Annotated in this window: 22 protein-coding genes; 12 read left to right on the forward strand and 10 right to left on the reverse strand. The window is 40.4% G+C overall.

Annotated elements, in window-relative coordinates; translation table 11 throughout:
* Window positions 1-9: 9 nt before the first annotated feature.
* On the reverse strand, window positions 10-1479 hold the full coding sequence (locus ACOI22_RS15125) for a capsule assembly Wzi family protein (protein WP_420672954.1): 1470 nt from the start codon (window positions 1477-1479) through the stop codon (window positions 10-12).
* A gap of 260 nt (window positions 1480-1739) precedes the next feature.
* Here ACOI22_RS15125 and coaD point away from each other — a divergent pair, with 260 nt between their 5' ends.
* Complete coding sequence (coaD, locus tag ACOI22_RS15130) at window positions 1740-2225, forward strand: pantetheine-phosphate adenylyltransferase (RefSeq protein ID WP_420672955.1); 486 nt, start codon at window positions 1740-1742, stop codon at window positions 2223-2225.
* A gap of 26 nt (window positions 2226-2251) precedes the next feature.
* Here the strand turns inward: coaD and mutM are convergent, their stop codons facing one another.
* The 6 genes from mutM to radC all read right to left on the reverse strand — a co-directional run bounded on the left by mutM (window position 2252) and on the right by radC (window position 5793).
* Window positions 2252-3067, reverse strand: a complete 816-nt coding sequence (gene mutM / locus ACOI22_RS15135; protein ID WP_420672956.1) for a bifunctional DNA-formamidopyrimidine glycosylase/DNA-(apurinic or apyrimidinic site) lyase — start codon at window positions 3065-3067, stop codon at window positions 2252-2254.
* Between the two features lie 15 nt (window positions 3068-3082).
* Window positions 3083-3538, reverse strand: coding sequence for a hypothetical protein (locus ACOI22_RS15140; protein ID WP_420672957.1), 456 nt, complete (start codon window positions 3536-3538; stop codon window positions 3083-3085).
* Between the two features lie 244 nt (window positions 3539-3782).
* On the reverse strand, window positions 3783-3938 hold the full coding sequence (gene rpmG, locus ACOI22_RS15145) for a 50S ribosomal protein L33 (RefSeq protein ID WP_010179093.1): 156 nt from the start codon (window positions 3936-3938) through the stop codon (window positions 3783-3785).
* A gap of 12 nt (window positions 3939-3950) precedes the next feature.
* Window positions 3951-4187 (reverse strand): 50S ribosomal protein L28, encoded by a 237-nt coding sequence (rpmB, locus tag ACOI22_RS15150; RefSeq protein ID WP_420672958.1) that lies wholly within the window; start codon window positions 4185-4187, stop codon window positions 3951-3953.
* 135 nt (window positions 4188-4322) lie between these two features.
* On the reverse strand, window positions 4323-5069 hold the full coding sequence (locus ACOI22_RS15155; RefSeq protein WP_420672959.1) for a glycosyltransferase family 25 protein: 747 nt from the start codon (window positions 5067-5069) through the stop codon (window positions 4323-4325).
* Window positions 5070-5118: 49 nt separating this feature from the next.
* The gene (radC, locus tag ACOI22_RS15160) at window positions 5119-5793 is read right to left on the reverse strand and encodes a RadC family protein (RefSeq protein WP_420672960.1); all 675 of its coding nucleotides are present in this window, start codon (window positions 5791-5793) and stop codon (window positions 5119-5121) included.
* A 74-nt stretch (window positions 5794-5867) separates the two neighbouring features.
* Between radC and coaBC the strand changes: the two genes are divergently transcribed.
* Together coaBC and slmA are read left to right on the forward strand one after the other, a co-directional pair.
* The gene (gene coaBC / locus ACOI22_RS15165) at window positions 5868-7097 is read left to right on the forward strand and encodes a bifunctional phosphopantothenoylcysteine decarboxylase/phosphopantothenate--cysteine ligase CoaBC (protein ID WP_420672961.1); all 1230 of its coding nucleotides are present in this window, start codon (window positions 5868-5870) and stop codon (window positions 7095-7097) included.
* Between the two features lie 46 nt (window positions 7098-7143).
* Complete coding sequence (gene slmA / locus ACOI22_RS15170; protein ID WP_420672962.1) at window positions 7144-7734, forward strand: nucleoid occlusion factor SlmA; 591 nt, start codon at window positions 7144-7146, stop codon at window positions 7732-7734.
* Between the two features lie 84 nt (window positions 7735-7818).
* Here slmA and ACOI22_RS15175 read toward each other — a convergent pair whose 3' ends face one another.
* A complete protein-coding gene (locus ACOI22_RS15175) occupies window positions 7819-9447 on the reverse strand; it encodes a M28 family metallopeptidase (protein WP_420672994.1) in 1629 nt (542 codons plus the stop codon).
* A gap of 187 nt (window positions 9448-9634) precedes the next feature.
* Between ACOI22_RS15175 and ACOI22_RS15180 the strand changes: the two genes are divergently transcribed.
* The 7 genes from ACOI22_RS15180 to ACOI22_RS15210 all read left to right on the forward strand — a co-directional run bounded on the left by ACOI22_RS15180 (window position 9635) and on the right by ACOI22_RS15210 (window position 19524).
* Window positions 9635-10309, forward strand: a complete 675-nt coding sequence (locus ACOI22_RS15180) for a TetR/AcrR family transcriptional regulator (protein WP_420672963.1) — start codon at window positions 9635-9637, stop codon at window positions 10307-10309.
* Window positions 10310-10365: 56 nt separating this feature from the next.
* A complete protein-coding gene (locus ACOI22_RS15185) occupies window positions 10366-10698 on the forward strand; it encodes a DUF1820 family protein (protein WP_420672964.1) in 333 nt (110 codons plus the stop codon).
* A 16-nt stretch (window positions 10699-10714) separates the two neighbouring features.
* Window positions 10715-12472, forward strand: a complete 1758-nt coding sequence (locus ACOI22_RS15190) for a DUF885 domain-containing protein (protein ID WP_420672965.1) — start codon at window positions 10715-10717, stop codon at window positions 12470-12472.
* Window positions 12473-12620: 148 nt separating this feature from the next.
* Window positions 12621-14042, forward strand: coding sequence for a DUF945 family protein (locus ACOI22_RS15195; protein WP_420672966.1), 1422 nt, complete (start codon window positions 12621-12623; stop codon window positions 14040-14042).
* Between the two features lie 163 nt (window positions 14043-14205).
* Window positions 14206-14958 carry a recombinase A gene (locus tag ACOI22_RS15200; protein WP_420672967.1) on the forward strand — a complete coding sequence of 251 codons (753 nt, stop codon included), beginning with the start codon at window positions 14206-14208 and terminating at the stop codon, window positions 14956-14958.
* 2 nt (window positions 14959-14960) lie between these two features.
* Entirely contained in the window at window positions 14961-16439 is a 1479-nt protein-coding gene (locus ACOI22_RS15205) for a Y-family DNA polymerase (RefSeq protein WP_420672968.1), read from the forward strand.
* Window positions 16423-19524, forward strand: coding sequence for an error-prone DNA polymerase (locus ACOI22_RS15210; protein WP_420672969.1), 3102 nt, complete (start codon window positions 16423-16425; stop codon window positions 19522-19524). The genes ACOI22_RS15205 and ACOI22_RS15210 overlap by 17 nt, the downstream gene beginning before the upstream one ends.
* 3 nt (window positions 19525-19527) lie before the next feature.
* Here the strand turns inward: ACOI22_RS15210 and ACOI22_RS15215 are convergent, their stop codons facing one another.
* Window positions 19528-21666, reverse strand: coding sequence for a winged helix-turn-helix domain-containing protein (locus ACOI22_RS15215; RefSeq protein ID WP_420672970.1), 2139 nt, complete (start codon window positions 21664-21666; stop codon window positions 19528-19530).
* 674 nt (window positions 21667-22340) lie between these two features.
* Here ACOI22_RS15215 and ACOI22_RS15220 point away from each other — a divergent pair.
* Both ACOI22_RS15220 and ACOI22_RS15225 read left to right on the forward strand, forming a co-directional pair.
* Entirely contained in the window at window positions 22341-23174 is an 834-nt protein-coding gene (locus tag ACOI22_RS15220) for a hypothetical protein (protein ID WP_420672971.1), read from the forward strand.
* A 56-nt stretch (window positions 23175-23230) separates the two neighbouring features.
* Complete coding sequence (locus ACOI22_RS15225) at window positions 23231-24247, forward strand: GGDEF domain-containing protein (RefSeq protein WP_420672972.1); 1017 nt, start codon at window positions 23231-23233, stop codon at window positions 24245-24247.
* Between the two features lie 11 nt (window positions 24248-24258).
* Here the strand turns inward: ACOI22_RS15225 and ACOI22_RS15230 are convergent, their stop codons facing one another.
* Window positions 24259-25920 (reverse strand): GGDEF domain-containing protein, encoded by a 1662-nt coding sequence (locus tag ACOI22_RS15230; RefSeq protein ID WP_420672973.1) that lies wholly within the window; start codon window positions 25918-25920, stop codon window positions 24259-24261.
* Window positions 25921-26371 lie beyond the last annotated feature (451 nt).

Genomic DNA, 26371 nt, shown 5'->3' on the forward strand with positions numbered 1-26371 from the left:
TTTTCTAACTTAGAAAGCAATTTGCGCTTTTACATAAATGAGTGCATCTACTTCATCATCTACATTTTCAAAGCTTCTAGTTGCCACTGAGCCACCGGCTTTAAGTAGCCAATCACCCACGGGTTTTTGATAAAACCCTGAAATCTCAATAAGCTCTTCACTTACGTCTGTCGTGAGTACCGGAGACGGGCGCTGGCCATCTTCGTTTAATTTAGCGCTTCGCACGTAAACTTCGGCCACTTCGCCACTTTCAAAACGAATATTGGCACCCAGTGTATATTGCTTTGCGTCAGTATCAAAAGTGCTTCCGAAGGTTCTGCCATACATGCGGTAGCCGCTTTGGTAGTCACCATGCTCGTAATAGCAATTGGTTACCGTAGAATCACCGCCCGCACAAGCCACGTTAGTATCGCTTGTTTCAAAAAAGATTTTAGCGCCTTTGTAATAGGTAGACACACCAAACAAAGTGGCGGCATCGGTAATCTTGTAATAATTGATGGCGTCTTCGCCCACTTTTTGCACATAAACTGACACAGGGCGGTCAAATAACATGTGGGTGTACATTAAATCAAAACCCGCTAAATGATTGCCACGTTTAGACTTACCTGATTCACTGCAATCACCATCTTCAGCTTCACAAATGGCATCAAAGGTTAGCACTTCAAATAACGTTTTTAAGCCACTAGGTTGGCCTTCGCCCCCCCACATAGCAGTCCATGAAACACCAAACTCAAAACCTTTAAAAGGACGAGCGCTAAAGCGATTCATTATAATTTTTGCATCGGGAATGGCGCGGTCTTCATTTAATTGCCCTAACTGCGCCGTTAAATACCAAGGCCCCAACCACGATAGCCAAGGGCTTTTTGATGCGGTATTTGACGAACGTGACAAGGCAATCGCTTTAATAGGGCGCGTGTTGTTACTCATAATTAAACTTGATGATTGCCCTGGGCCCCACCATTGATCAACAGAACCTAAACGTAGGTTCCAGTTATCAAATTGATACGCAATAAAACTATTATCTAAACTTTTCTCGCCACCTGATGAGAAATTAACGGTAGCCTGCCCTGACCAACGCCCAGAGTAAAATTCGTTGGTTATAGAAGCTTTGCCAGTATCTTCTACACCATCATCAAAACTCCTAAAGCGCACATCTTCACTGGCCGCTTGCAAATTTATAAAGCGGCGGCTCTTAAGTTGTTTGTTCATAGATAAATAATGATTCAAGCGCAAATAGGCTTGGCGAGGACGAAACGCCATCCCCCTAGGGTCTAAATCTTTCATTTCAGTGGCAACCCCCTTCCAAGGAATGGGAAAGGTGTTAGTGGTGGCATTTAAATAGCCCCAATCAACTAGGGTTTGCACGTCATAGTGTAGCTGTTTGTCTTGGGTGCCAATATACGCAGAAGCAACTGCGTTTAACGATTGCAAACTAATAAAAACAAACGCAAAAATAGTAGAGATAATTTTAACGACCACGGAAATCCTTGTATTGAGTTAAATTTACATAAGGCTTACAGCTAATTTGTATTGCAAATATGCGCAATCGAGATTCTATAGCATATTGATAATAGTTTGCAGATTTTATCTAATTATATTCAACTTCTGTATTGCTTTGTTGGCTATTTAAGCGATTGCACTTAGCATGGTGGTATTACAGACGCAAACTCGCTACGATGGCAATTTAAATATGGCAGTGAAAGCTTTTCATAGCATTGAACATAAATAGGAAATGTCACATGGCTCTACATCGCGCAATTTACCCAGGTACGTTTGACCCCATCACTAATGGGCATGCTGACCTAATAGAACGTGCCGCAAATATGTTTGACGAAGTCATTGTTGCTATAGCGTCAAACCCGAGTAAAAAGCCGCTGTTTACATTAGAGGAGCGCGTTGAGCTAATTACTCAGGTATGCGCCAACATTGATAATGTGAAAGTTACCGGCTTTACCGGCTTACTTGCCAATTATGCGCGTGAAAACAACGCTGACATACTGATTCGCGGCCTGCGTGCAGTGAGCGATTTTGAATATGAGTTTCAACTTGCCAATATGAATAGGCGCTTAAACCCTGAACTTGAAAGTGTGTTTTTAACGCCGTCGGAAGAAAACTCGTTTATTTCTTCTACCTTGGTAAAGGAAGTCGCCCTGCATAAAGGCGATGTATCTCAGTTTTGTCATCCATTAGTGAATGATGCCCTTATTGCCAAACTTCTTACCTAAACAGCGCAAAAATTCAGCGCCCCTAGTTAGCGCTGACATACCTTACAAAAGAATGTATTTCTTTGCCCAATGACTTTACTGGCTATTTTTTCGCCGCATTCGTTACAGGGCTCTCCGGCTCTTCCATATACATGGAGTTGCTGCGCAAAGTAGCCTGGATTCCCATCGGCTTGGGCGAAATCTTTTAATGTAGTGCCGCCTTGCTCGATCGCTTTTGCCAGCACTATTTTAATTTGCTCGGTAAGTGAATGATAACGTGCTTTTGAAATGCGCCCTGCTGCGCGCCTTGGATCAATGCCTGCATTAAATAAGCTTTCGTTGGCATATATATTACCTACACCCACTACTATCGCATTATCCATTATGAAAGTTTTAACCGGGCTTTTGCGCCCTCTGCTTAATGTATAAAGGCGCGTAAAGTCAAAATCATCGGTAAGTGGCTCAGGCCCTAAATTTCCAAGCATAGGCAGAGCTTGGCTATCGCTAGCATCTAGCCATAAACATGAACCGAAGCGCCTTGGGTCATTTAATATAAGCTTTTTATTCGTTGTTAACTCAATTTCAATATGATCATGCTTTACACGGGGCAAAGCAGTATCAATAACTCGCATTTTGCCTGACATACCCAAATGCAAAATAATGCTGCCAGCTTCAGTGTGAATGAATAAGTACTTTGCTCGGCGTGTTACATCTAAAATCTTCAAACCTTCGGCAAGATGCACTTCAGCAGGCACTTTCCAGCGAAGCTGGGCTTGATGCACGTGTATTTTGCGAATAGTTTGATTTTTTAAATATGGCGTTATTCCAAGGCGAGTAACTTCAACTTCAGGTAATTCAGGCACAAAGCTATCCTTTCACTATTGAGTAACGGTCACAACAGGCTCTAACAATTGCGCTACGTTAGGCGAGTTTAAAATATACACTTGCTTATCTATTACTAAAAACAATTCTTCTTGCACAATATTAAAAGCCACTACTGTTTGTTTACTAACACCTGCCAATTGTAATACGGCAATTATATCGGGCTGGCCAAATACCTCGGTAGAAAATTCAGTGCTCACAGGGCTAATGTAGGCGCGCTGCCATGCATCTATAATATTACTCAGCTGTGTTTGGCTTATATTTTCGTTGGCTTGAATACCACTGGACGAAACGCGCCATTGCGGGCCTGCCTTTTCAATTTTTAAACCATTAATGCTTACACTTAAGATATATTCGCCTTCAGGCACAATTAACCGAGTACTGGCTTCTTCTTGGCTAAATTGGTCTAAATTTAAAATAAGAATTAACGCAATCATAGAAAAAATAAGCACATTATTCCAAGCGCGTTTTGACAATCTCAACATAGCAGTATTTTTAATTTATGAAATGAGTCCTTTGAGTATATCAAAGTTTTCAAGATCTTATTACAAAGGGGGATGAAAGAAATAAACGGAGGGATTAAGTTACAAGCATCAAAAAACCCAGCATAGCTGGGTTTTTTAAGTTATGTGAAACGAATTTTCAGTAACAAATTTTGTGGAGACAAATCAAATGAATTCGCTCACATCACTAGAATTACTTGATTTTCGCTTCTTTAAACATCACGTGCTGGCGAATTTTTGGATCAAACTTTTTGATCTCCATTTTGCCAGGCATATTACGCTTGTTTTTATCTGTGGTGTAGTAGAAACCAGTACCAGCAGTTGAAACTAATTTAATTTTATCACGCATGATGAGGTTTCCTTAGATTTTCTCGCCACGAGCACGGATGTCAGTTAATACTGAATCAATACCCTTTTTATCGATAATACGCATGCCTTTAGTAGACACTTTAAGCTTAACGAAACGACTTTCAGACTCAACCCAAAAACGGTGAGTGTGAAGATTTGGTAAAAAACGACGACGAGTCGCGTTTCTAGCGTGTGAACGGTTGTTACCTACCGCTGGACGCTTACCAGTTACTATACATACTTTAGACATTTTTGTCTCCAGAACAACTGTTATCTTGCTTAACATCAACAAGCGAACTTGTGGTTAAACATGGTTAATTAAGAGGGCGCATTTTATACAGCAAATCAGCTTAAAATACAAACATTTTCCTTCAAAAACCCTGAATTATTTTATCATGGGTTCTTGTTTCTTACGTAATTTATGGTTCTTTATCTTAAAAGAAATAGCATTTGAGCATTGTTTTAACACACTTTTTTGTGTGTTTTTACGGTTAAACACACTGTCTATTGTGCTAATACGTTCGTATCTGGGTTCAAAGTCATATGGAAGCAATCCAAATACGTTTAGCTCACGTTCCCACCAATATTGAAATTCAACATCCACCGGCCTTCCTATTTGCTGGCTTTTCGCCAACATTTTTTGCGCCCCGCTTTTTGACATCACATAAGCGGTGGTTCTGGCAGGCACTTTGTTATACCTAACAAGGCTTTTATCTAAACAAGTAATACTCTCAACGGCTTTTCGTTTTTGCGGGCTTTCTATTAATTTAATGCAGTCCCATTTAATATTAATATTCGCAAGGTACTGATGTAATGAAGCAATATTACCTTTTACGGTAAAGTCATCTTCTAAAATCACCGCATAGGGTAAGTTGTTTTCAACAATATACTCCCAACACTTTATATGGCTTAAATAGCAGCCTATTTCACCAGCTGTGATGAGTTTATGATACTGGCTATACAGTGGCGCCTTTAGGGCATCAATGCGCGCTTGCGATAAGTCAGCGCCATCTTCGCCCGCTATACGCACAAAATCTACGTTCGCCTGTGCAAGTAAATTGGCTGATACCAACAATCTATCTGGAGAACGGTCCAAATTGATCAATAAAAATGTCCCTGTTTCATTGCTCATTTAGTCAACAAAATCCAAATTAAATTTCACTTGATACTTTACCTATAAATTATAATAGTCCGCGCTGAGCGAATGATACCGCATTTGCATGCCCAATCACAAAGTGATCAAGCACGGTTACGTCAATTAATGCAAATGCTTGCACTATACGCTGCGTAATTTGTATATCAGCCTGAGAAGGTTCGGCCACGCCACTAGGGTGGTTATGCGCCAATATTACCGCGGCGGCGTTATCATCCATAGCTTGTTTAACCAATTCTCGAGGATAAACCGCCGCAGAGTTTATAGTACCTGAAAACATTTCTCTATAAGCAATGAGTTGATGTTGGCTATCAAGTAGTAACATCGCGAATATTTCTTTGGGTTGGCGGGCCAGTTGAGTGCGTAAATAGTCAGAAGCGGTGTCAGCGCTAGTAAAACTGTTTTGCTTGCTTAAACTTTCAGCCAAACTGCGCTTATAAAGTTCTTGGCTAGCTTGTAGCAAGGCAAACTTAGCGCTACCTATGCCAGTTAATTTTACGGCTTTGTGCTTAGGCGCATATAATAAGGCCTGCAAACTCCCCATTTCGTTTAATGCGCTGCGGGCTAAATCTACCGCACTTCGCCCTGCCGTACCGGTGTTAAATATTATAGCAAGTAATTCTGCATCACTTAGCGAAGCTGCGCCAAAGTGCATTAGTTTTTCACGCGGGCGCTCATGAGTTGGCCATTCTTGAATTTTCATGTTTCCATTCCTTGGGTAACAATGGTTTAATAGTGGTATTAGTCCTGCTCTATTTGTACCGTAAATTGACCAATATGCAACTTGAACAAAAGAACGTTTTATTAGGGGTAAGCGGCGGAATTGCTGCCTACAAAACGCCCGACTTAGTACGCAAACTTACTGCACAAGGTGCAAACGTAAGGGTGATACTCACGGCATCTGCCGAACATTTTGTTAGCCCCTTGTCGTTACAAGCGGTATCAGGCAATAAGGTGAGTTCTCAGCTTTTAGACGAAGAAGCTGAAGCTGGCATGGGTCATATAGAGTTAGCACGCTGGGCCGATATATTCATTATAGCCCCTGCCACCGCCAACATTATAGCGAAGTTAACTTACGGCTTAGCTGATGACTTACTCACCACTTTAGCATTAGCTACTAGCGCCCCAATATTTATTGCTCCGGCAATGAACCAACAAATGTGGGCAGCGGCGCCTACTGCTGAAAACATGCAAAAACTACGTGAGCGAAATACGCACATACTTGGCCCTGCTTCGGGTGAGCAGGCCTGTGGTGATGTAGGTTATGGGCGCATGTTAGAGCCTGAACTTATTACAAAAGCCTTATGCGATTATTGCCACGAACAAAGCAACGAAGCCATTTTTAGCGGTGTGAACATTATGATAACGGCTGGCCCTACTCGCGAAGCGATAGACCCGGTACGTTACATTAGCAATCATAGTTCAGGAAAAATGGGCTTTGCCCTAGCAAAAGCGGCTCAAGCCCTTGGCGCAAATGTTACTTTAGTTGCCGGCCCCGTATCACTAGAAAGCCCTGCAGGTGTTATGCGTAACAATGTGGTAAGCGCTCAAGATATGTTTGATGCGGTACACAACAGCATAGCCAAGCAAGACATATTTATTGCCTGCGCCGCAGTAGCTGACTACAAGCTTGAACAAGTAAGCACTCAGAAGATGAAAAAACAGCATGGTGATGACAAGTTATCGCTTTGCATGGTGCAAAATCCAGATATACTAAAAAGCGTAGCCGCGTTAGAACAAGCGCCTTTTACTCTAGGCTTTGCCGCTGAAACGCAAGATGTTGAAACGTATGCTAAATCAAAGTTAGTGAAGAAAAACTTAGATATGATTGCAGCGAATGATGTATCAAACAGCGAATTAGGCTTTAATTCTGATCAAAACGCGCTTATAGTTTTAACTGAAGAGAAAAGTCATAACTTAAGCCCAAAGAGTAAAGACTTACTAGCAATGGAACTACTGAAATTATTGCATAGTGAATATTGTGAAAAACATGGAAGTCGTGATTGATAATTCAATTATGATAAATTGCTAGAATAAAAAGAAGACGTATAAGATGCCAGCGACTAAAAAACCAAACCGTAAAGCACAAATTTTACAAGCTCTTGCAGGAATGCTAGAAACACACCACGGACAGCGCATTACCACAGCGAAGCTTGCTGAAACTGTGGGTGTATCGGAAGCTGCTTTATATCGCCACTTTCCTAGTAAAGCGCGTATGTTTGAAGGCTTAATTGAGTTTATTGAAGAAACTTTATTTTCTCGCATCAACAAAATTACTGCCGATGAAAAAGACGCCGCCAACCGCTGCCAACTTATTTTGCACCTTATTTTAGGGTTTGCTGAGAAAAACCCAGGCATTACCCGCATTTTAAATGGCGATGCCCTTATGGGTGAACAAGAGCGTTTACGCGAACGTATTGCTCAATTGTTTGACCGTTTAGAAATGCAAATAAAGCAAATTTTACGAGAGCGTAAGCTGCGTGAAGGTAAAGAAGCAATGGTAGATGAAGCCTTACTTGCTAACATGCTTATTTGTTTTGTAGATGGCAAAATTAACCAATACGTACGTAGCCAATTTAAGCGCCGGCCTACTCAGCAATTTAATGACCACTGGGCGCATATTAAAACAAACTACTTGTCGTAAATAATTTTATTACGTTTAATAAAAAAGGGCTTTGTAAAACAAAGCCTTTTTTTTGTGCCATTTTCTGGCTACCATTAATGCGTACTACTTGATGTTACCTTCACGGCCAAAGGTTTGGCCAAAGAAACTGTCAGCATGCCATGTTGGGCGCTCTTTATCATTAGCTAAGGTAAGCCCTATTTCGAAGTTTACTTGGCTAAACGTGCGCGCTGCATCCCAAATGAACGCTTGGTTCATGTCATCTGATGGGCGGTGATAGTTTGTTGCTAAGAATGTATTTAACACTTCGCTACCGTCAATTCCTGGCGTTTTAGACTCAATACCCGTTACTAAGAATACGGCCGGAATACCTTGTTTAACAAAGGCGTAATGATCAGAGCGCGTAAACAAGTTAAGCTCAGGCCACGGATCGTCTGTTAGTTTAATGTCAGCATTTTTCACAGCCGCTTCTACTTTTTCGCCCATTGTGCTGTGGCTTGCACCAAAGGCAATCACATCGGCAAATTCATAGGTTAAAATAGGCATGTCTAGGTTAACGTTAGCGACTAAGCTCTCTACCGGACGCGTTGGGTTACGAGCAAAATAATCAGCACCTAACAAGCCTTTTTCTTCACCGGTAACGGCCACAAACAATATTGAACGTTTAGGTGCTACAGGTAGTTGTGAAAACAATCTGGCGGTTTCAAGTAATACCGAGGTTCCCGTTGCGTTGTCCATTGCGCCGTTGTTTATTTTGTCTTTTTCAACTGACTTTGAAATACCCAAGTGATCAGAATGTGCAGTGTACACCACATATTCGTTTTTCAGCTCTGGATCGCTTCCTTCTAGTAAACCGACTACGTTAGGGCTGCTAATATCTTCGTGGGTCGTGGTATAGCTTAATGAAGCTTCAGCGTCTAATTCAAAACCTGTTGGAATTTCGTCGTTTTCTAGCTGTGCGTAAATGTCATCTAGTGCCACCGGCGCATCTTCAAATAGTACTTTTGCGGCATCCATACTTAAAAATGCAGATGCTTTTAATTCAGGACGGCCATTACCAGGAACGCCTTTATCGTCTATCCACGTCATACGTGGCATACGCACGTAGTTAATAGTGCGGTCATAAGGGCGGCGTTTCTCGGCCGCTGGGGTTTGAATTGAAATATACCCTACTGCGCCGCGATCAGCTGCATAATGCTGTTTTTGTGCAGTAGACGAAACATGCGAGCCTACCTCACTTGGAAAACTCGCTGGTTTACCAGCAAGCATAACTACAATTTTGCCTTCTACATCTATGTCAGCATAATCATTGTGCTCAAGATCAGGTGCTACAATGCCATAACCTACGAATACAAGCGGTGCACTGGCACTGGCTTCTTCGCTAGCTAAATTAGGGCCCGATATAAACTGCTTTGGAAACTCAAGTTCTAAGGTGGTGTCACCCTTAGTAATACTTAAGGCTGGTGATTCTTGCACAAGTAAGCCTTTGCGAAATTTAACGCGTTGCTGAAAACTGTCGTTTTCGCCAGCAGCTTGCAAGCCATATTTTTGAAATTCTGTTTGAATATACAAAGAGGCAATTTCATGGCCTCTAGAGCCTGTATCACGGCCTTCTAAAAGGTCATGCGCAAGGAAATTCATATGCCCTTTTATATTTTCTACATTTGGCTTAAGGCTGGTTTGAGCCATCTCAGCGCTTTTGTCAACCGAGGTAGCACTACAACCTAAAATAATAAGGCTAGTTGCTGCAACCACACTGGTTTGTTTAATAATGGAAGTCAATTTCACGTAGATTCTCGTTTTTATATTTGAAGCAGCTTTCACTGCGAAAATAGATCTGTATGTTTTTAGCAATGCAGCTTTGTCACAAAAAGGAAAGCTGCACGTGCCCTTAGCGCTATTTAAACAGTAATTTAATGCAATGACTAGCCCATATAGTGCATTTGAATTGTTAGCAGATGTTTCTATTTGTTGTTTTGTGCAATTTGCGGTAGGTTCTAATAAGTCATTAGAAAAGGTGTTTACTATGTCGCGCAAACCCGAATATTCAATGAAAAAAGTGTTTGAGCAAGCTATCCCCTTGGTACTAAAGAAGGGGTACAGAGGTTGCTCTATGCAGCAATTAATTAGCCATACAGGCTTTAATAGACGCGCTTTCTACTTAGAATTTGCTAACAAACAAGCATTCTTTGACGCGTTGGTTGCTTATTACATTGATGAATATTTGCGTCCACTGCAAGATATACTGCGTAGTGAACAAGAAATCCCAGAAGCCATTATGCAGTATTTTGTTAATTATCAACAACATATTGACCAACAAGGCTGTTTGTTAGTGCGTATTATTGTTGAAATAGGCAAAGAAGATGACACCATTCAACACTTAGCACGCCAATATTATGATGAACTTCAACTGTGCTTTATAGCCTGCTTAGAACGTGCTATTTCCCATCAACAACTCAATAATAATATTGACGTAGAATCGTTTGCCCTTAAACTCAGCTGTTTTGCGCAAGGCTTTGCGGTGTCTAATAATATTCAGCAAGGTCAATCAGACGCTCTTATTGTGATTCAGTCTTTATTTGATCAACAAACGTAAGGTCAGCACCTAGGCTGTATTAAGCCAATTCAAATTTAACAGAGGTTAAGCATTTCATGAGTGAGTCCACATCACTTTACAAGGTCCAATTTATTAGTGGCGGCGAGCGCTACGAGTTGTATGTTAAAGAGTTACAAAGCTCATCTATTTTCGGATTTATCGAAATTGCTGATTTTGTATGGGATACCCATACCGAACTTGTACTTGATCCTAGCCACGAAAAATTAAAAGATGAGTTTGGCCAAGTTAACAGAACCTACGTCCCTATGCATAACGTGTTGCGAATAGATCATGTTACCAAACAAGGCAGCGCTAAAATTACCCCCTTAGGTGATAAGTCTGATAATGTAAGGCCTATACATAGTCCAATTTATACACCAAAAAAATAACAATAAGGGGACTTTCATGCCCAAACTACTCCAACACTTCAGTGTGCTTATGTGCCTTTTGCTATGGGCGCAAAGCAGCTACGCTAGTGCTAACAACAACCCCAAGCTACATAAACTACTTGACGATATTTGGCAGTATGAACTCACGCAATACCCTAGTTTAGCCCGCTCAGAAGGTAAAGATGCTAGTGAGTTGACCCAACAGTTTAGCAGCATTAGCCAAAGTGCGCTGAAAGCTAGGCATGAAAAGTTTGAAAGCTTTATGACTCAGCTTGATCAAATAAACACCAGTGCGTTAAATGACGAAGACAGTATTTCCTTATTTATGCAAAAGTATCGTTTAAACGATTATTTGTCAGAGTATACCTACCAAGCCTATATGGTGCCTATTACCTCTGAATATGGTTTTCATAGCAGCATAGGTACGCAACTATCGGGGACTACACTAAAAAGTAAGCAAGACGTACAAGCATATAAGCAAGCTTTATCAGAGTTACCCGCTTTGTTTGCGCAATACACCACATATATGCGTGAAGCCATTGCTAAAAACTACACTCAACCTAAAGTCGTTTTGCAAGGTTATGAAGCTACTATTAGCGCATTCGTCAATAATAAAATTGAAGAACATCCATTCTACTTGCCTGTTATTAAAGCCAATAGTGATGTTTTAAGTAAAAATGAAAAAGAAACCTTATACATGTTAGTTGAGGGCGCGAATAAAGCCTTCAGTGATTTTTATGCCTTTTTTACTAACGAATACCGCCCCAATGCTAAAGATGATATAGCCGCCAAAAACTGGCCGAATGGCGAGGCGCTTTATAACAACAGAATTAAACACTACACCACCACCAATATGAGCGCTAAGGAAATCCACGAATTAGGCTTACAAGAAGTGGCGCGTATTCGAGCACAAATGCAAACCATTGTTGATGAACTTGAATTTGATGGTGACATTAATGCTTTCATTGAGTTCCTGCGCACCGACGAACGCTTTTACGCTAAAACGCCAAAAGATTTAATAATGTACGCATCGTACGTTGCTAAGCAAATGGACGCTAAATTACCGAAGCTTTTTTATACCTTACCGCGCACGCCTTATGGCGTAGATCCCGTTCCTGACAGTATTGCGCCTAAATACACCACCGGGCGCTACATTTCGTCAAATAGTAGCGATGAACCCGGCTATTATTGGGTTAACACTTATGCTTTAGACAAACGCCCTTTATATGCAATACCGGCTCTTACTTTGCACGAAGCGGTACCAGGCCATCATTTGCAAATATCACTGGCAGCTGAAATGCAAAACTTGCCCAAAGTGCGCCGCAATACTTACATTTCTGCATTTGGTGAAGGCTGGGGCTTATATTCAGAGTATTTAGGCCTAGAAGTAGGTATTTATGATGACCCATATGATGATTTTGGCCGCTTAAGTTATGAAATGTGGCGTGCGTGTCGCCTTGTGGTTGACACCGGCATGCACATGTTTGATTGGAGCCGTGATAAAGCCCTCGCCTATATGATGGAAAATACCGCCTTATCAGAGCACAATGTGCGCACCGAAATAGACCGCTATATCTCTTGGCCTGCACAGGCGCTTTCATACAAAATAGGCGAAATAAAAATAAAGGCTTTGCGTAAGCAAGCTGAAACCGCCTTAGGGGATAAATTTGATTTACGCGCGTTTCATGACGCCGTATTAGAAAATGGCTCAATACCTTTGTTTGTATTAGAGCAGCGCATTGAAACTTTTATTGAAAATAGTCTTATAGAGTAAGCTTAAGCTTTTGCTTTCATGCTTTATTGGGTAAGATGAAACCTATGTCGTTATTTGTATTCTATGTTTTATGTGTATATTAGCTAACAAGATGCAAATATTTTAACCTAAAAAAATGTATTCGTAGTAATACAGGGAAGTACTGATCATGAAAAAAATCGTCCTAACTGGCGTTGCAATTGTTGTTGCCGCCGCACTTGTTGGCCCTAAAATTGTTGGTTCTCAGTTCTCACAAGGGATTGAAGACACCGTTGCTGCAATTAATAACAACCCAGCCTATACCGCCAGCATTACTAGCCTTGAAAGCACTTGGTTTAATACACAAGCTCAAATAAGCGTAGGCGTTAACATGCCTGACATGGGTGACCTAAGCGAAGAGCCTTTAGATATGTCGGTAGATATACTAGTAAATGGTGACCACGGCCCAATACTTACGTCAAATGGTTTTAACCTTGCTTGGTTGTATACACAAATTGAAGTGCTAAGCGGTGAATTACCAGAAGGCTTAACACTCAAAGAAGACTTACCTATTTACGCACTTGAAGCTTACACCGGTTTACTTGGTGGCTCTACTTACACTGATAAAGTAGTGGGTATGAACTATGTGAATGAAGAAAACCAAGTCACTATTGATTTTAGCGGTTCACAAAGTGAAGGCAGCTTTTCATCAAGCAACTATGAAGGGAAAACCCTTGGTAATGGCGCAAATGTAAGCGGAAAAATGGGTGATGCACTTGCATTTGAATTAACTAGCCTTGAAGCGGATATTGAAGCTGAGGTTGGTTTTGTAGAAATGCTAGAGCAAGGATTATATGACTCAAATACACTATTCACTATTGCGAATATTAAGGTTGATAACCTTGTTGATGGTACACAAACTAATGTTGATAGCTTAGCCTTTAACGTTACTTCAAGCCTTGATGATAACGAAGGGTTTGGTGATGTTGTCATGCAAACAACGCTTGCATCTGCCGTATCTGATGGATTCAACTTAAGTGAGCTAATTACCACTATTGAGCTAAATAATTTAGAAGTTGCGTTTTTCCAAGCGTATCAAAAGTTTTCAAATGAAATAATAGACTATGCAGCCGATCCTGAGAAAATGGCCGAAGCAACAAACACCTTTTTTGAAGAAAACTTACTTAGCCAATTACAAGCTGAGCCTGAATACAACATTAGTGCCTTAAGCGGTAAAATCAACGATAGCGCATTTAATGGAACAATGTTCGCTAAAGTGGCTGGCGTGACTGCACTTCCTGATACTTTAGAAGACACCCAATTTTGGGCACAGCACGCGGTTGTAAATAGCGAATTAACGCTACAGCAAGAGGCGGCTGAGTATTTCGCAAAATTAATGCTTAGCAGCCAGCTTAAAGCTAACCCTCAATTTGCAGCCATGAGCCCTGAAGAGCTAGACGCAATTATTGCTCAACAAGCAGCCCCTACCCTGCAAGCACTTGTGCAACAAGGCATGATTACGCAAACCGATGACGGCTACGCTTTTAATTTCTCAATGAAAGAAGGCACGGCTAATTTAAATGGTTTAGAAATACCACTTTCTGCTTTTTAAAATATTAACTAGCAAGCTTTTAAAGCAGCGCAAATAGCGCTGCTTTTTTTATGCCTATAAAACATTGGCTTGCGAATTTTTAATTGTATTTTTAAGATTCCCACTTGCTAGAATTAGCTAAATATTTATACTGTATATCCGTACAGTATAAATTGAGCTGATAATGAATCCTATTCTCCATGAACTCCAAAACAAGCAATGGGTATGGACAGCCGCACACGCTAAAGAGCATAGTCCAAGCAAGCTTCTTACTACCGGTTTTGATGCACTTGATCAAGTTTTGTCAGGCGGTTTTCCCCGTGCCGGAATGATCCACATAGCCAGTTACTTAGGCTGCGGTGAACTGCGCCTTATGTTGGCAGTTTTGCAGCAGAATCAACATCACAAGCGCACTGTAGATGAAAACAAACTCCTTATATTTATTAACCCACCTTTTGAGTTAAATGCAGAGTTTTTAGTGGCACATAATATTTCATTATCTCAATTGGTAGTAATACATACGCATAGCGATAGTAACAGTGCCTTGTGGAGCGCAGAGCAAAGTTTAAAAAGCGGGGCTTGTTCGGCTGTTTTTATGTGGCAAAAGCAGCTTAAAAACACACATATTAAAAAATTAGAATTAGCGGCACTACAGGGTAATAGTTATTGCATATGGTTAGATTCATATTTACATAAACAGGCTATATCACAGCATCAGAATCTACCGCTTAGCTTGTCATTAAGTATATCGCGCAAAAATGATGATTTAGCAATAAAGGTAAATAAGCAAAAAGTAGGCTGGGCGCAAAAATCGGTCACCATCCCATTGCCTTTTGTTAGCCAAACTTACCGTGCTCGCTTAAAGAATTTGGCTAGCCAGAGTATGGCAAGCAATGTGGTAGCCATTAATGCCAAGCCCTCTTTAATGAGAAAATAAGCATGCAGTTTGATACACGATCGCTATGGATTTATTTGCATTTTCCCCAACTGCAACTTGATCAACTAAACATTGATAAAGATAAACCGCTTGCCATAGTTGATACTAAAAATAACCAAATTTGTCAGTTAAACGCGCATGCTCAACAACAAGGTATTAAGCTAGGGATGGGCCTTGCCAGTGCAAGTTTGTCATGCCCTAATTTACTTCTTCATGAGTATAACTACGATATTGAAGTGCATGCTATTACTCATTTGGCCAACGCCTTATATTTTGTTTGTTCTGACATAGCCTTAGCACCGCCACAAGGCATAGCTTTACGCGCCCAAAATATGCTGCAGCTATATGGCGGGCTGTCACAATATTGGCCCTTAATTAAGCAATGTTTGGCTCAGCAACAGGTGCATTATTTAGCGTCAAGCGCCTACTCAATACAAGCCGCTAAAGTACTGGCCTTATGTAAGCAATCGCTTATTAGTGAAAAGCGTGAACGAATATTTAAGGCCTTGCTTAAATGCGATATAGCCGCCAGCGATATTGACTCAAAAGATAAAGTTAAACTGTTGCGTATTGGCGTAAAAACCATTTCTGATTTGCACCAACTAGCCAGTGCCGAGCTAGCCAATAGAGTATCAAGAGTGAGTATGTCGCTTATTCATGAATTATTTGGTAAACAAGCCGCAAAGGTAAAATTCTACCACCCTCTTAGTACCTATTCTGACTACCTAGAATTATTATATGAAGTGCATTTAAGCGCTCGCTTATTACCCGTACTCAATAAATGCATTTCTAAATTTAGTGATTTTTTACTGTTACGAAATGCGCATGCTTTGTCTATTAACATTACTTTTTTTCAGCGTGATAACGAGGCTCTCAGGCATACATTCAATAGTATTCAAGGCATATACAAAACAAGCCAGTGGCTTGACATTATAGAGCTGCAGTTAAGCAATATTAGCTTTGCATCGCCGGTTTATGCCCTTCGCATAGAGTGTACACATTATGAAACCGCACAAAGCAGTAACGTTGATTTGTTTAATCAAAAGGCGAGCCACGTAGCTGCCCTTACCTTGTTGTCACGCTTGCAAAGTAAGCTGGGTGAGCAAAACATACACCAACTTCGTTTCAAAGCTGATTTTCGCCCTGAGCAAAGCACACATAAAAGTAAATTCACACAAGGCCAAAGGGCTTGTAACAAAAGCACTAATTATAACAACTCAGATGGCCTCGCCATTACTAGCCAACACCAAGTAATGCCCACAAGTATTTTTGCTGATCGTCCCGGGCTCTTATTAGAAACCCCCGAGCCACTTACGGTAGCAGTGCAAGTAATTAAAGGGCCTGAACGCATTCAAACCGGCTGGTGGGATAACAAAAGCGTTATGCGTGACTACTACATAGGGCAAAGCGAAGACGGCCAACAAGTGTGGATATTTAAAACCCCTAACAAACAATGGTACCTGCATGGATATTTCGTCTAATCAAAGTGCTCTTGGGGTAGCCGAGTTAGTGTGCCAATCAAACTTTTCATTCTTACAGGCAGCTTCTCACCCTGAAGAACTGGTGCGCCAAGCATACTTTTTGGCTTATCAAGCCATCGCAATTACTGACGAATGCTCTATGGCAGGCGTTGTAAGGGCCTATACAGAAATAAAAGATAACCATATTCCCATTAAATTAATTGTAGGAAGCTTGTTTAAATTTGAACAACAAACTTTGGTGTTTATATGCCCGAATAAAGACGCATATAAGGAATGCTGCCGAATAATCACAAATGCCCGGCGCAGAGCCAGTAAAGGCGAATATGAGTTATCTGAATGGGACATTAGATCATTGCGCCATTGTTTTTGTATTTGGCTACCCAGTGGTACTGAGCACGACGAACAAAAGGCTTTGTGGTTATCAAAACACTTTAAAGAACGATTGTTCTTAGGGGTGAAGCGTTGGTTACTCGCCAACGAGCAAGATTATATCAGCCATTGCCAAAGCTTAAGTGAGCGGTTTTCAATTGATATTGTTGCTACCTCAGCGCCTTTAATGCATGACCCAACCCGCTTCCCTTTATACCAATGCTTACAAGCCACCTATTATGGCTGTAGCATTGAACAACTAGGGCGTAAAAGCTTAAGCAATGCTGAGGCTTGTTTACGTCCAATTAGTAAGCTCAAAAGCTTATACCCCATTGAATGGCTAAATAACGCTTGTTTGTTAGCCCAAGCCTGTCATTTTCAGTTATCAGAACTTGCTTATGAATATCCTGCGGAAGTAGTAGCAAAAGGGATGTCACCCACAGAATATTTACGCGTATTAGTTGAGCAAGGCATAAAAAAACGATTTCCCGATGGGCTGCCTTTAGAAATTAGAGCCATTATAGAAAAGGAAATGACCTTAATTAGAGATCAAGCTTACGAGCATTTCTTTTTAACCATTCACGACATCGTAAAGTTTGCGCAAAGCCGTAATATTTTGTACCAAGGCCGAGGCTCAGCCGCTAACTCAATAGTGTGCTATTGCCTTGAAATTACCGCCGTAGACCCTAGGCAAATTAACGTGTTGTTTGAGCGTTTTATTTCTAAAGAGCGCAATGAGCCCCCTGATATTGACGTAGATTTTGAGCACGAACGCCGCGAAGAAGTCATTCAGTATATTTATCAAAAATATGGGCGTGAACGCACAGCGCTAGCCGCAACCGTGGTGTGCTATCGCTTTAAAAGCGCCCTACGAGAAGCAGGAAAATCTTTAGGCTTAAATATTACTGACCTTGATTTCTTTATTAAAAATATAAACCGGCGTGATCAATCACTAAGTTGGCAGTCGCAATTAAGCGAATTGGGGATAGAGCCTGAATCTTCTTTAGGTAATAAGTTCGTGCATTTAGTTGAACAACTCATTGGCTTTCCCCGCCATTTGTCGCAGCATGTAGGCGGCTTTGTAATATCGGCAGGGCCATTATACGAATTGGTCCCAGTAGAAAATGCCGCCATGCCCGAACGTACCGTTATTCAATGGGATAAAGACGACTTAGAAAGTTTGCAGTTATTGAAGGTAGATGTGCTAGCGCTTGGCATGCTAAGCGCCATTCGAAAAAGTTTTGATATGCTCTCAAAGCATTACGAACAAGACTGCGACATCGCCTTTATTACCGCTCTAGGCGATGATCCACAAGTGTACAAGCAAATTTGTACTGCCGACACCGTTGGCTTGTTTCAAATTGAATCGCGCGCACAAATGTCAATGCTGCCCCGCTTGAAGCCTAAGTCTTATTACGACTTAGTGATTCAAATTGCCATAGTAAGGCCAGGCCCTATTCAAGGTGACATGGTTCACCCATTTTTAAAACGTCGCGACGGCAAAGAAAAGGTTAGCTACCCTTCAGCTGCAGTAAAACGGGTACTTGAACGCACAATGGGTGTGCCTATTTTCCAAGAACAAGTTATTCAATTGGCTATGGTGGCGGCAGGTTTTACTGGCGGTGAAGCTGACCAACTTCGCCGTGCCATGGCTAGCTGGAAGAAAAACGGTGAACTTGGCAAGTTTAGACAAAAACTCACAAAGGGAATGACCGAACGCGGCTATAGCATTGAGTATGCTGAGCGGCTATTTGAACAAATACGTGGCTTTGGTGTGTACGGTTTCCCAGAGTCTCATTCAGCGTCGTTTGCAGTGTTAGCCTATGTGTCAGCATGGCTTAAGCATTATTATCCAGCCGTATTTTATGTAGGTTTGCTAAATAGTTTGCCGATGGGCTTTTATAGCCCATCGCAGTTAGTGCAAGACGCAAAAAGACATCATATACAAATTTTCCCCTGTTGCGTTAAGGCCTCTGACTATGACCACAAATTGGTAAAACATAAGGGGGAATTTGCCATACGCCTTGGCTTGCGTTTAGTGAAAGGTCTTAAAAAAACATCTATTGAGACCTTACTTGAGTACAGGTGCAGCAATGCATTGCTAAGTATTACTGATTTAAGAAGAACACTCATTCCCAGCCCTTGCTTACAAGCCTTAGCCAGTGCGGGAGCGCTATCTAGTTTTGGGCACGACCGCTTCAATAGCCGCTGGCAGCTTATGGATGATTTACCGAATACTCCCTTATTTGCCAACGTAGCAGAATCTTCACCTACTAACTACGTTCAACAGCCCAGTTTATTTGACGATTTAGTTGAAGACTACGCCAGCACCGGCCTAAGTATAAATTCGCACCCAATATCATTACTGCAAAACGCCGCTTTATTACCTAAATTCACCTTGGCAAAAGATTTGGCCCTAAAGAGCCATCAGTCTTTGATTACCGTGATTGGAGTGGTGTCATGTAAGCAAAGCCCAGGTACTGCTAGCGGTGTTACATTTATTACCCTTGAAGATCATACTGGTAATAGCAATGTGCTTATTTGGCAGCGTAGCGCACGAGCCCAAAAGAATGCCTATTTGAACGCCAAGGTACTTATGGTAAAAGGTATATTAGAACGGGGAGATGGCGGAGTTGAGCATATAATTGCTGGCAAGCTTATAGATATGAGTCATCTACTAAAACAACTTGCCATTAACGCTCGTGAGTTTCACTAAGCCTTAGTAAACTTGGCTTAGCCCTTCTAACTTAATTAACTTAGTTTTAAGTTGCTGCTGATTTATTAGCGCGAGTTTTTTACGTTCTTTATCCATTGACAACTCACCGCTTAAATCACCAATGGGCATAGCATACACTTGCGATTCACCATTTAATAAGTTTGTACGTAGCACGTCTTTATTATTTGATGCATCAACCTGATACACATAGTTACCTAAAATAAATAGGCAACTAATACATGAATTATGCTGCAAAGAAATTGAAATGGTTGGATTTCTATTCTCAAACTCAACCCTTGCCTTATTATTCAAATCTATGATGAACTTGGCTCTATAACTCGCATTACCCTCATTGGTACTGGTTCTAAGCACTAAGTTACGAACGTACTTAGCATTAGCTTTAACTAAGCTTAATTGCTTATTTTGAAAATTAAATTCGTATACGCCTTTTGTTTTATTAATGGGTTCTGCATAAAACTCAAGGTTACCGCTTTCGTTGAATAATAATTGGCTAATTTTTGGCAAAGTCAGCGTAATATAGTCTAGCTCTTTGGTTTCAATGTTGAATGAAAAAGGCCTTTGATTTACCAAGCCAACAAGTATATTTTCATCAAAGTTTGACACCAGTTCGTCAATTTGGCTTGCTCCGTCAAAGCGAATAAGCTCACTTTCGATGTACTGGTTTTGCTTGAGTTCAGCCATAATAATCACGTTGCTATCGCCTGATTGGCGAGAAAAAATTAAGCGATTATTTTGAATAATAGGCAGTGATTCTGACAGGGGAAAGCCATTGCTTACACTGCTAAACACATGGTTATTTTCAGTATTGAAAGGTTCATCAATAAGGTGGAGTTTAGATACGCCTCGTGTATTTGACACAATAAAGCATGCTTCTCCACAATCAGCTATTAGGCCTTTCACATCTTCCGCTTGCGTGACCCACGAACTCAATGTTTTAGAATTAACTTGGTAGGAATACATTTTTGACTGATTATCTGAAAACGTAAAGCGAGTACCACTTACGTTCCAAACACCTGCTTGTAAATTTCCCGCTAGCTTAGAAATTTGACTCGCTTGTACAGCAATACCTGAGCCAGTTTCACCTTGCTCAACCAGTTCATAAATATAGAAATCATTAGCATTGGAAACAGCAACAAAAGCATCTTTATTCTGCGGCTTAGGCCAAAAGCCTTGAACACTGAAACTACTGTTGGCAGCCTCTACTAGCGAATTTTGTAATTCAGTATATGTGCGAATATCTTGTGTGCGTAAGTTGATTATATCAATGCGTTGGCTAGGTTTGTGTAATGCGTAAACTTCGAGGTCATGATTGTATATCCCTAATATTTCATATTCATTAAGTGCAGTGTATGAATAGTTAGTTAAGAAAAAATTATGGTTTTTATCGAATTCCAGCGCATAAAAGACTGAAGCATCGTTACGCATAACCAAGAGTGTATTTAAACGGCTCGACCACCAAAATTTATCATCTAAAACACTTTTAATAACAAAACTTTTACGCAAGCGTGTACTCACATTTTCAAAGAGTAAGGTGGTTGAACCCTTACTTTCATCAGGCATTACACTTATATTTAGTAAGTCATTATAAAGATAGTGAGCATTCACTTTATTTGTGTTGAAAACACTTAGCTCAGACTTTACAATCGCAGTTTCATCATCATTTTCCTTGCTATCAATATTTGACAATAAGTAAAACATGAGTAATATTAGACCAACGGTTACGAGTAACCCGAAAATGAAAATTTTGTTGCGATACTTTTGAAATGAAGTTTGAATAATAGTTGAGCTAAGCACTACATTTGGGATGAGTAAATAACCCTTAGTTGGAATAGTTTTAACGTAGCTTGGGTTTCTTGCGTTGTCGTTTAATACTTCCCTGGTTTTTTTAACCATAGCACGCAATGCTTCATCACTTGGGGTCTTGTTCGGCCACAAAGTACTGAGTACCGTTTGCTTAGAAACAACCTCGCCGTTGTACTTAATAAGTAACAACAGGAACTGGAAAATCAGAGGCTCAATATTCACCTCTTTACCGTGCACATGTAAGCGGCCAGATGTACAATCAAGTTCGCAATCAGCGAATTTGGCAAGCTTGTGTTTTAGGTCAATATCAACTGCCATTAAGGTTTTTTCTCCAAAAAAATACCTAGCTGTGACTATATGTGAACAAGCATACACCCCGCATATTTAAAAGCAACTCCAATATTAATTCACGCTCAATTTATTAAAAAATCACGTTTATTTACGTACTTTTAATCCATCAAGTAAATTTACCAGCAGCTTAAAAAACGAAATATTTGCGATAAGAAAACGCTTCGAGATATGCTAAACACTAGGCTAAATACGCAGCTTTTGTCATGGTTAATTCTTTATCAAATTCGGCTGGGTCACACAAAGTCACTCAAGGTTTTATATGCAGTTCAGCTCACTTAACAAAAGTGAAAATTGCTTACTTTCGCGGTAATATTTCATATATTAGTCTCGCTCTCGCTTGCACGAATTTGCTAATAGAAATCACGTTGATCAGCATACCATTTCCATTTTTTAAACCGCCTTTTGCACTTAGATGATGCAAGAAAAAAGCGTTGTAATTTACTAAATCATTTTGTTAGATGGGATGGGTTAGTAACTACTAACCCATATGTCACTTATGCATTTATATACTAAAGTTGAGCACCAGACTTGCATTACATATACACAGGACTATGATGGTGACTTACAAGTTATAAGTTATTTCTTAACAGGGCTTGTTTCAATAATGCTTTAACTATTTCAAAAATGGAGCGCAATTTAGTATGCGGACATTGGGCCAATTAAAACAAATAGGTCAATTACTAGCTTTTAGTTTTTTTTGTTGTAGTTTAAGTTTTAATTTACAAGCTACTTCAGAACTTGAACTTAAACCTAATGAGCTCAAAACAGATAATGTGATTAAAACTTACGTTATTGGGATTTCCGATATAAATCACTATCCTTACTTTTCTCTTGTTAAATCAGAAAACCGAGGGTTTGCTTGGTCCATTCTCGAGAGTTTTGCCCAGCAACATAACATCACATTTAGTTATAAAGTTGTTCCCCTAACCAAACTGCAATTAGAGCTAGAGAAAGGAGAAATTGATTTTATATTTCCCGACAACCCTAAATTTAATAAATTTAAAGACAAAGCAAATCCTAATATCTATAGCTCACCAATAGCACAAGCCGTGGCTGTTACATACACTAGTAAGCAAAAGCAGCATTACACGATTGATCAAGTAAAAAAAGTCGCCATACCTTTTGGTTACACATCATGGCAGTGGTCTGAAGTTATTCGACAATACAACATTCAAACCGTGCCCGTAAGAGATCTGTTTCAAGGTTTGTATGCGCTGCGCATTAGTAACATCGATGCGACCGACATCGAATACAACATAGCCCAGCATATTACAAATCAAAGCTCCTATTGGAGCCAAATGACACTCGCTAAAGACCTACCTAGCACGAAGGTTGACTACCATCTATCAAGTATAAAACACATTGGTGTATTACAAGATATTAGCCAATTTGTAAGTAGTAATCCGGAATTAATTTTAGAACTTAAAAACAAGTACAATATTAAATATTACGATGAAGTATTTCCCGAAGAATAAATTTCCTGTTTTCGTGTAAACTAAGAAAAAATACTTAGTTAGTTAAAGGAAAAACGATGGCTGATAGTGATCTAGAAAAATCATTTTTGACATTGAAGCAAACAATCCCCTTAATGCTCAAGCATAACATTTCTGCCATTCCTACAAATTATGCATTGTGGTACACCTATGTGGCCAATGAATCAGCTGAACTAAAAGCGTCGCTTGATGATGTGCTAGCTAATAACGTTCAATTATCAGAAGCTAAAACTAAAGATTTGTATAGAACGTACTTAGCCGAAACTGAAGAAGTTTCGGCATGGGAACTACGTCAATCTTTAGAAGCAATGTTACTTGAACTCTCGCAATCTTTAAAAGACACGCAGTCTGAAACCACTAGCTTCAAAAACATTATGGACAACTGTGTTGACGACTTAGTGAAAGTAGAAAGAGAAGGTTTATCAATAGATGAGGTCATGGCTTTGGTGCGAAATCTTGTAAAAGATACCCAAAATATACGCCGCAGTACTATTAGTTTTAATGCAGCCTTAACCGAAGCGCAAAGTGAGATCGAGACCTTACGTGCTCAACTGGAACAAAGCCAACATGAAGCGCTTTTTGATAGTTTAACGGGCTTGTGCAACAGGCGTTATTTTGATGAAGAGCTTGCCACGCAATCGTTAAAACCGAACCTGTTTTTACTCTTAGTTGACTTAGACCACTTCAAAAAAGTAAACGATACCTACGGTCATGTGATGGGTGATTTAGTACTTAAGGCAACCGCACGTAAACTTCAGGCAACGTGCCGCGATGGTGCGCAAGCCTTTCGATTTGGCGGTGAAGAATTTGCCGTAATTATCCCCAATTCAAGTTTCGCACGTGCTCGTGGTATAGCAGAATCAATGCGCAAAGCGGTTGAGAAAATACGCGTAAAAGATAAACGCTCAGGGGAAATATTAGGTGATATTGCAGCGTCCTTTGGTGTTGCAGAGCTGACTAAAGGCATGAACCCATTGGCCTTAATAGAAAAAGCCGACAAACAACTATATGAAGCTAAGCGTTTAGGCCGTAATCGCGTTATGCCAATGAGCTAAATCTCAAGCGTTTAGCTTTCTTTATTGCTCGCCTTGTATGTGTACATTCGTTTATCTGCAAGGCTAATGCAGTCATACACAGAACTTTCTTCAAGGCTAGTTGCAATACCAAAACTTAAACCCGCCCATTGCCAGGTTCTGCCAAGCTCGGCTGACAAGGTCTCCATTATTCTCCAAGCTTTGGCTTCGAGTTCTTCTGTTTCAGCTACAGAATGACTATTGAGTAGCGCAATAAATTCGTCGCCACCTGAGCGATACACTCCACCATAAGCACTTAAGGATTGCTTCATCAAATTAGCTGTTTTAATGATGAGCTTATCACCCTCTTGATGGCCCTTTTTGTCATTTACCATTTTTAAGCCATCTAAATCTACATAAACAACCACATAAAACTCTTCAAGATTTGTAACACTTTCATTAAGTGCAAAACGATTGCCTAACTGCGTCATAACATCGATTCGCGATAAATATTGATGCTTATCAAAATCGACACGTTTCAGCCTAAACCACTCTGACAAACATAACAAAATACAAATGCAATCTATTGACAGAGCAACCACTACTACTGACTCTGAATATGCTAGCGCACCAAAAAACTGGCTGTGCGCCGCAATATAGTATGCTAAAGACGCACTATATAATAGATTCCCCAGTAAAAAGTATTTAGCCCTATAGTCACGTTTTTTCAGCATAAAAACGGCAACAGTAAGCGTCACTACCACCCAGAAGCTAGCTAATATATGCGATAGCCAAAAAGCATAGGTGAACGGTATCAAACAATTCACTATGCCAACTAATACAGCGCCAATACTTAAATATCTTAGAAACTTGTACAGCTTTTTATGGTTTAGCTTACAGTCAAAAAGAGCGCACACAAACTGCGAAGCACAAGCAATAGCGTAAGGAAAAATGAGTATGCCCCAATAAGTGCTGTTAATACTTAAATTAAGTGTATCGTCTATTAAACCAGACGCCGCAGCCCAACCAATGCCATGCAAACCTAAATAACCCGCACAGCTTATGGATACTATTTTACGCGTCCCGACATATACTAGAGCTGCTAATAGCGCTAACACGAGCATGGTTGTTATACCGGCAATAGAAAGTGCATTATTTAAGTTTTGATATTGGTAAAAATCTTCAGGACCAGAAATTGTTATCGAAACAGGCGTGGCAAACTTATCGGCGCTAATAAGCAACCAAAGCTCAACTTCAGTATTTTTTTGTATATGTATATCAACAGCTTGGTAGTGCAACAAGCGTGGTAGAGAATCATCTGTGAGTTGTGAAAAATCTTTTAACTGGGAAATATTTTGCTCTTGGTTTGTATAATGTACGTAACCCAAATCAACAAAATTTGAATTCACTGTTAGGAACAGCGCTTCGTTGTCTGACTTATTTTGTAGCACTAGTTTTGCGATATAAGCCCCTGACTTGCCGCCTATTGATTCAAGCAGTGGGAGCTTATTGTAGTCCAGTTTAAGCTGGTTAACACGGCTTAACGGCGTGTTGTATTGAGTGTTTTCGGTAAGGGGAATAATGCGCCATAAGTAAGTATCTTCAACTATAAGTTCCTTACCATGAAATACTATTGGCTGTTCGGCAAATGCAGGTTGTATATAACTGAGAATGAGTATATTGACCGCGCTAATAAATCTTAAACAACATGTCACGATAAAACCCCGAGCTAAATTTAAAGTAAAAGGCGTTAGCCTATTTCGTATTGCCTCGCGCACTGAACTTCGTCAGTATAAAATTTAGACACAATACTTTATAACATACTTTAGCTCTGTACATAATATAAACTAAATATATTTACTTTTAAGCTCCTTTTACGTTTCAGAAATAATATTTCGTCGAATTTCTGACTCAATTATACTTCTTCAATCTAGCCCCGAATGGGGTCGCCGCTAATGCGGGTCACTTTTGTGCAGACGTAAAAAAACCCGCTAGCGTATGCTATGCGGGTTTCTGCTCTTTAATTAAAGGCTATAGGAGTCCCGGTTACCGGCAAGGGCGGATGTGCTACTCTCGCATGGGCTTTCTATTGCCAAAGGCCCACACTCACCCTTGCCCCGAATGGGGTCGCCGCTAATGCGTGTCACTTTTGTGCAGACGTAAAAA

Origin of the sequence: Glaciecola sp. 2405UD65-10, assembly GCF_048820975.1 — a bacterium.
In the GTDB taxonomy this organism is placed as follows: Bacteria; Pseudomonadota; Gammaproteobacteria; order Enterobacterales; family Alteromonadaceae; genus Glaciecola.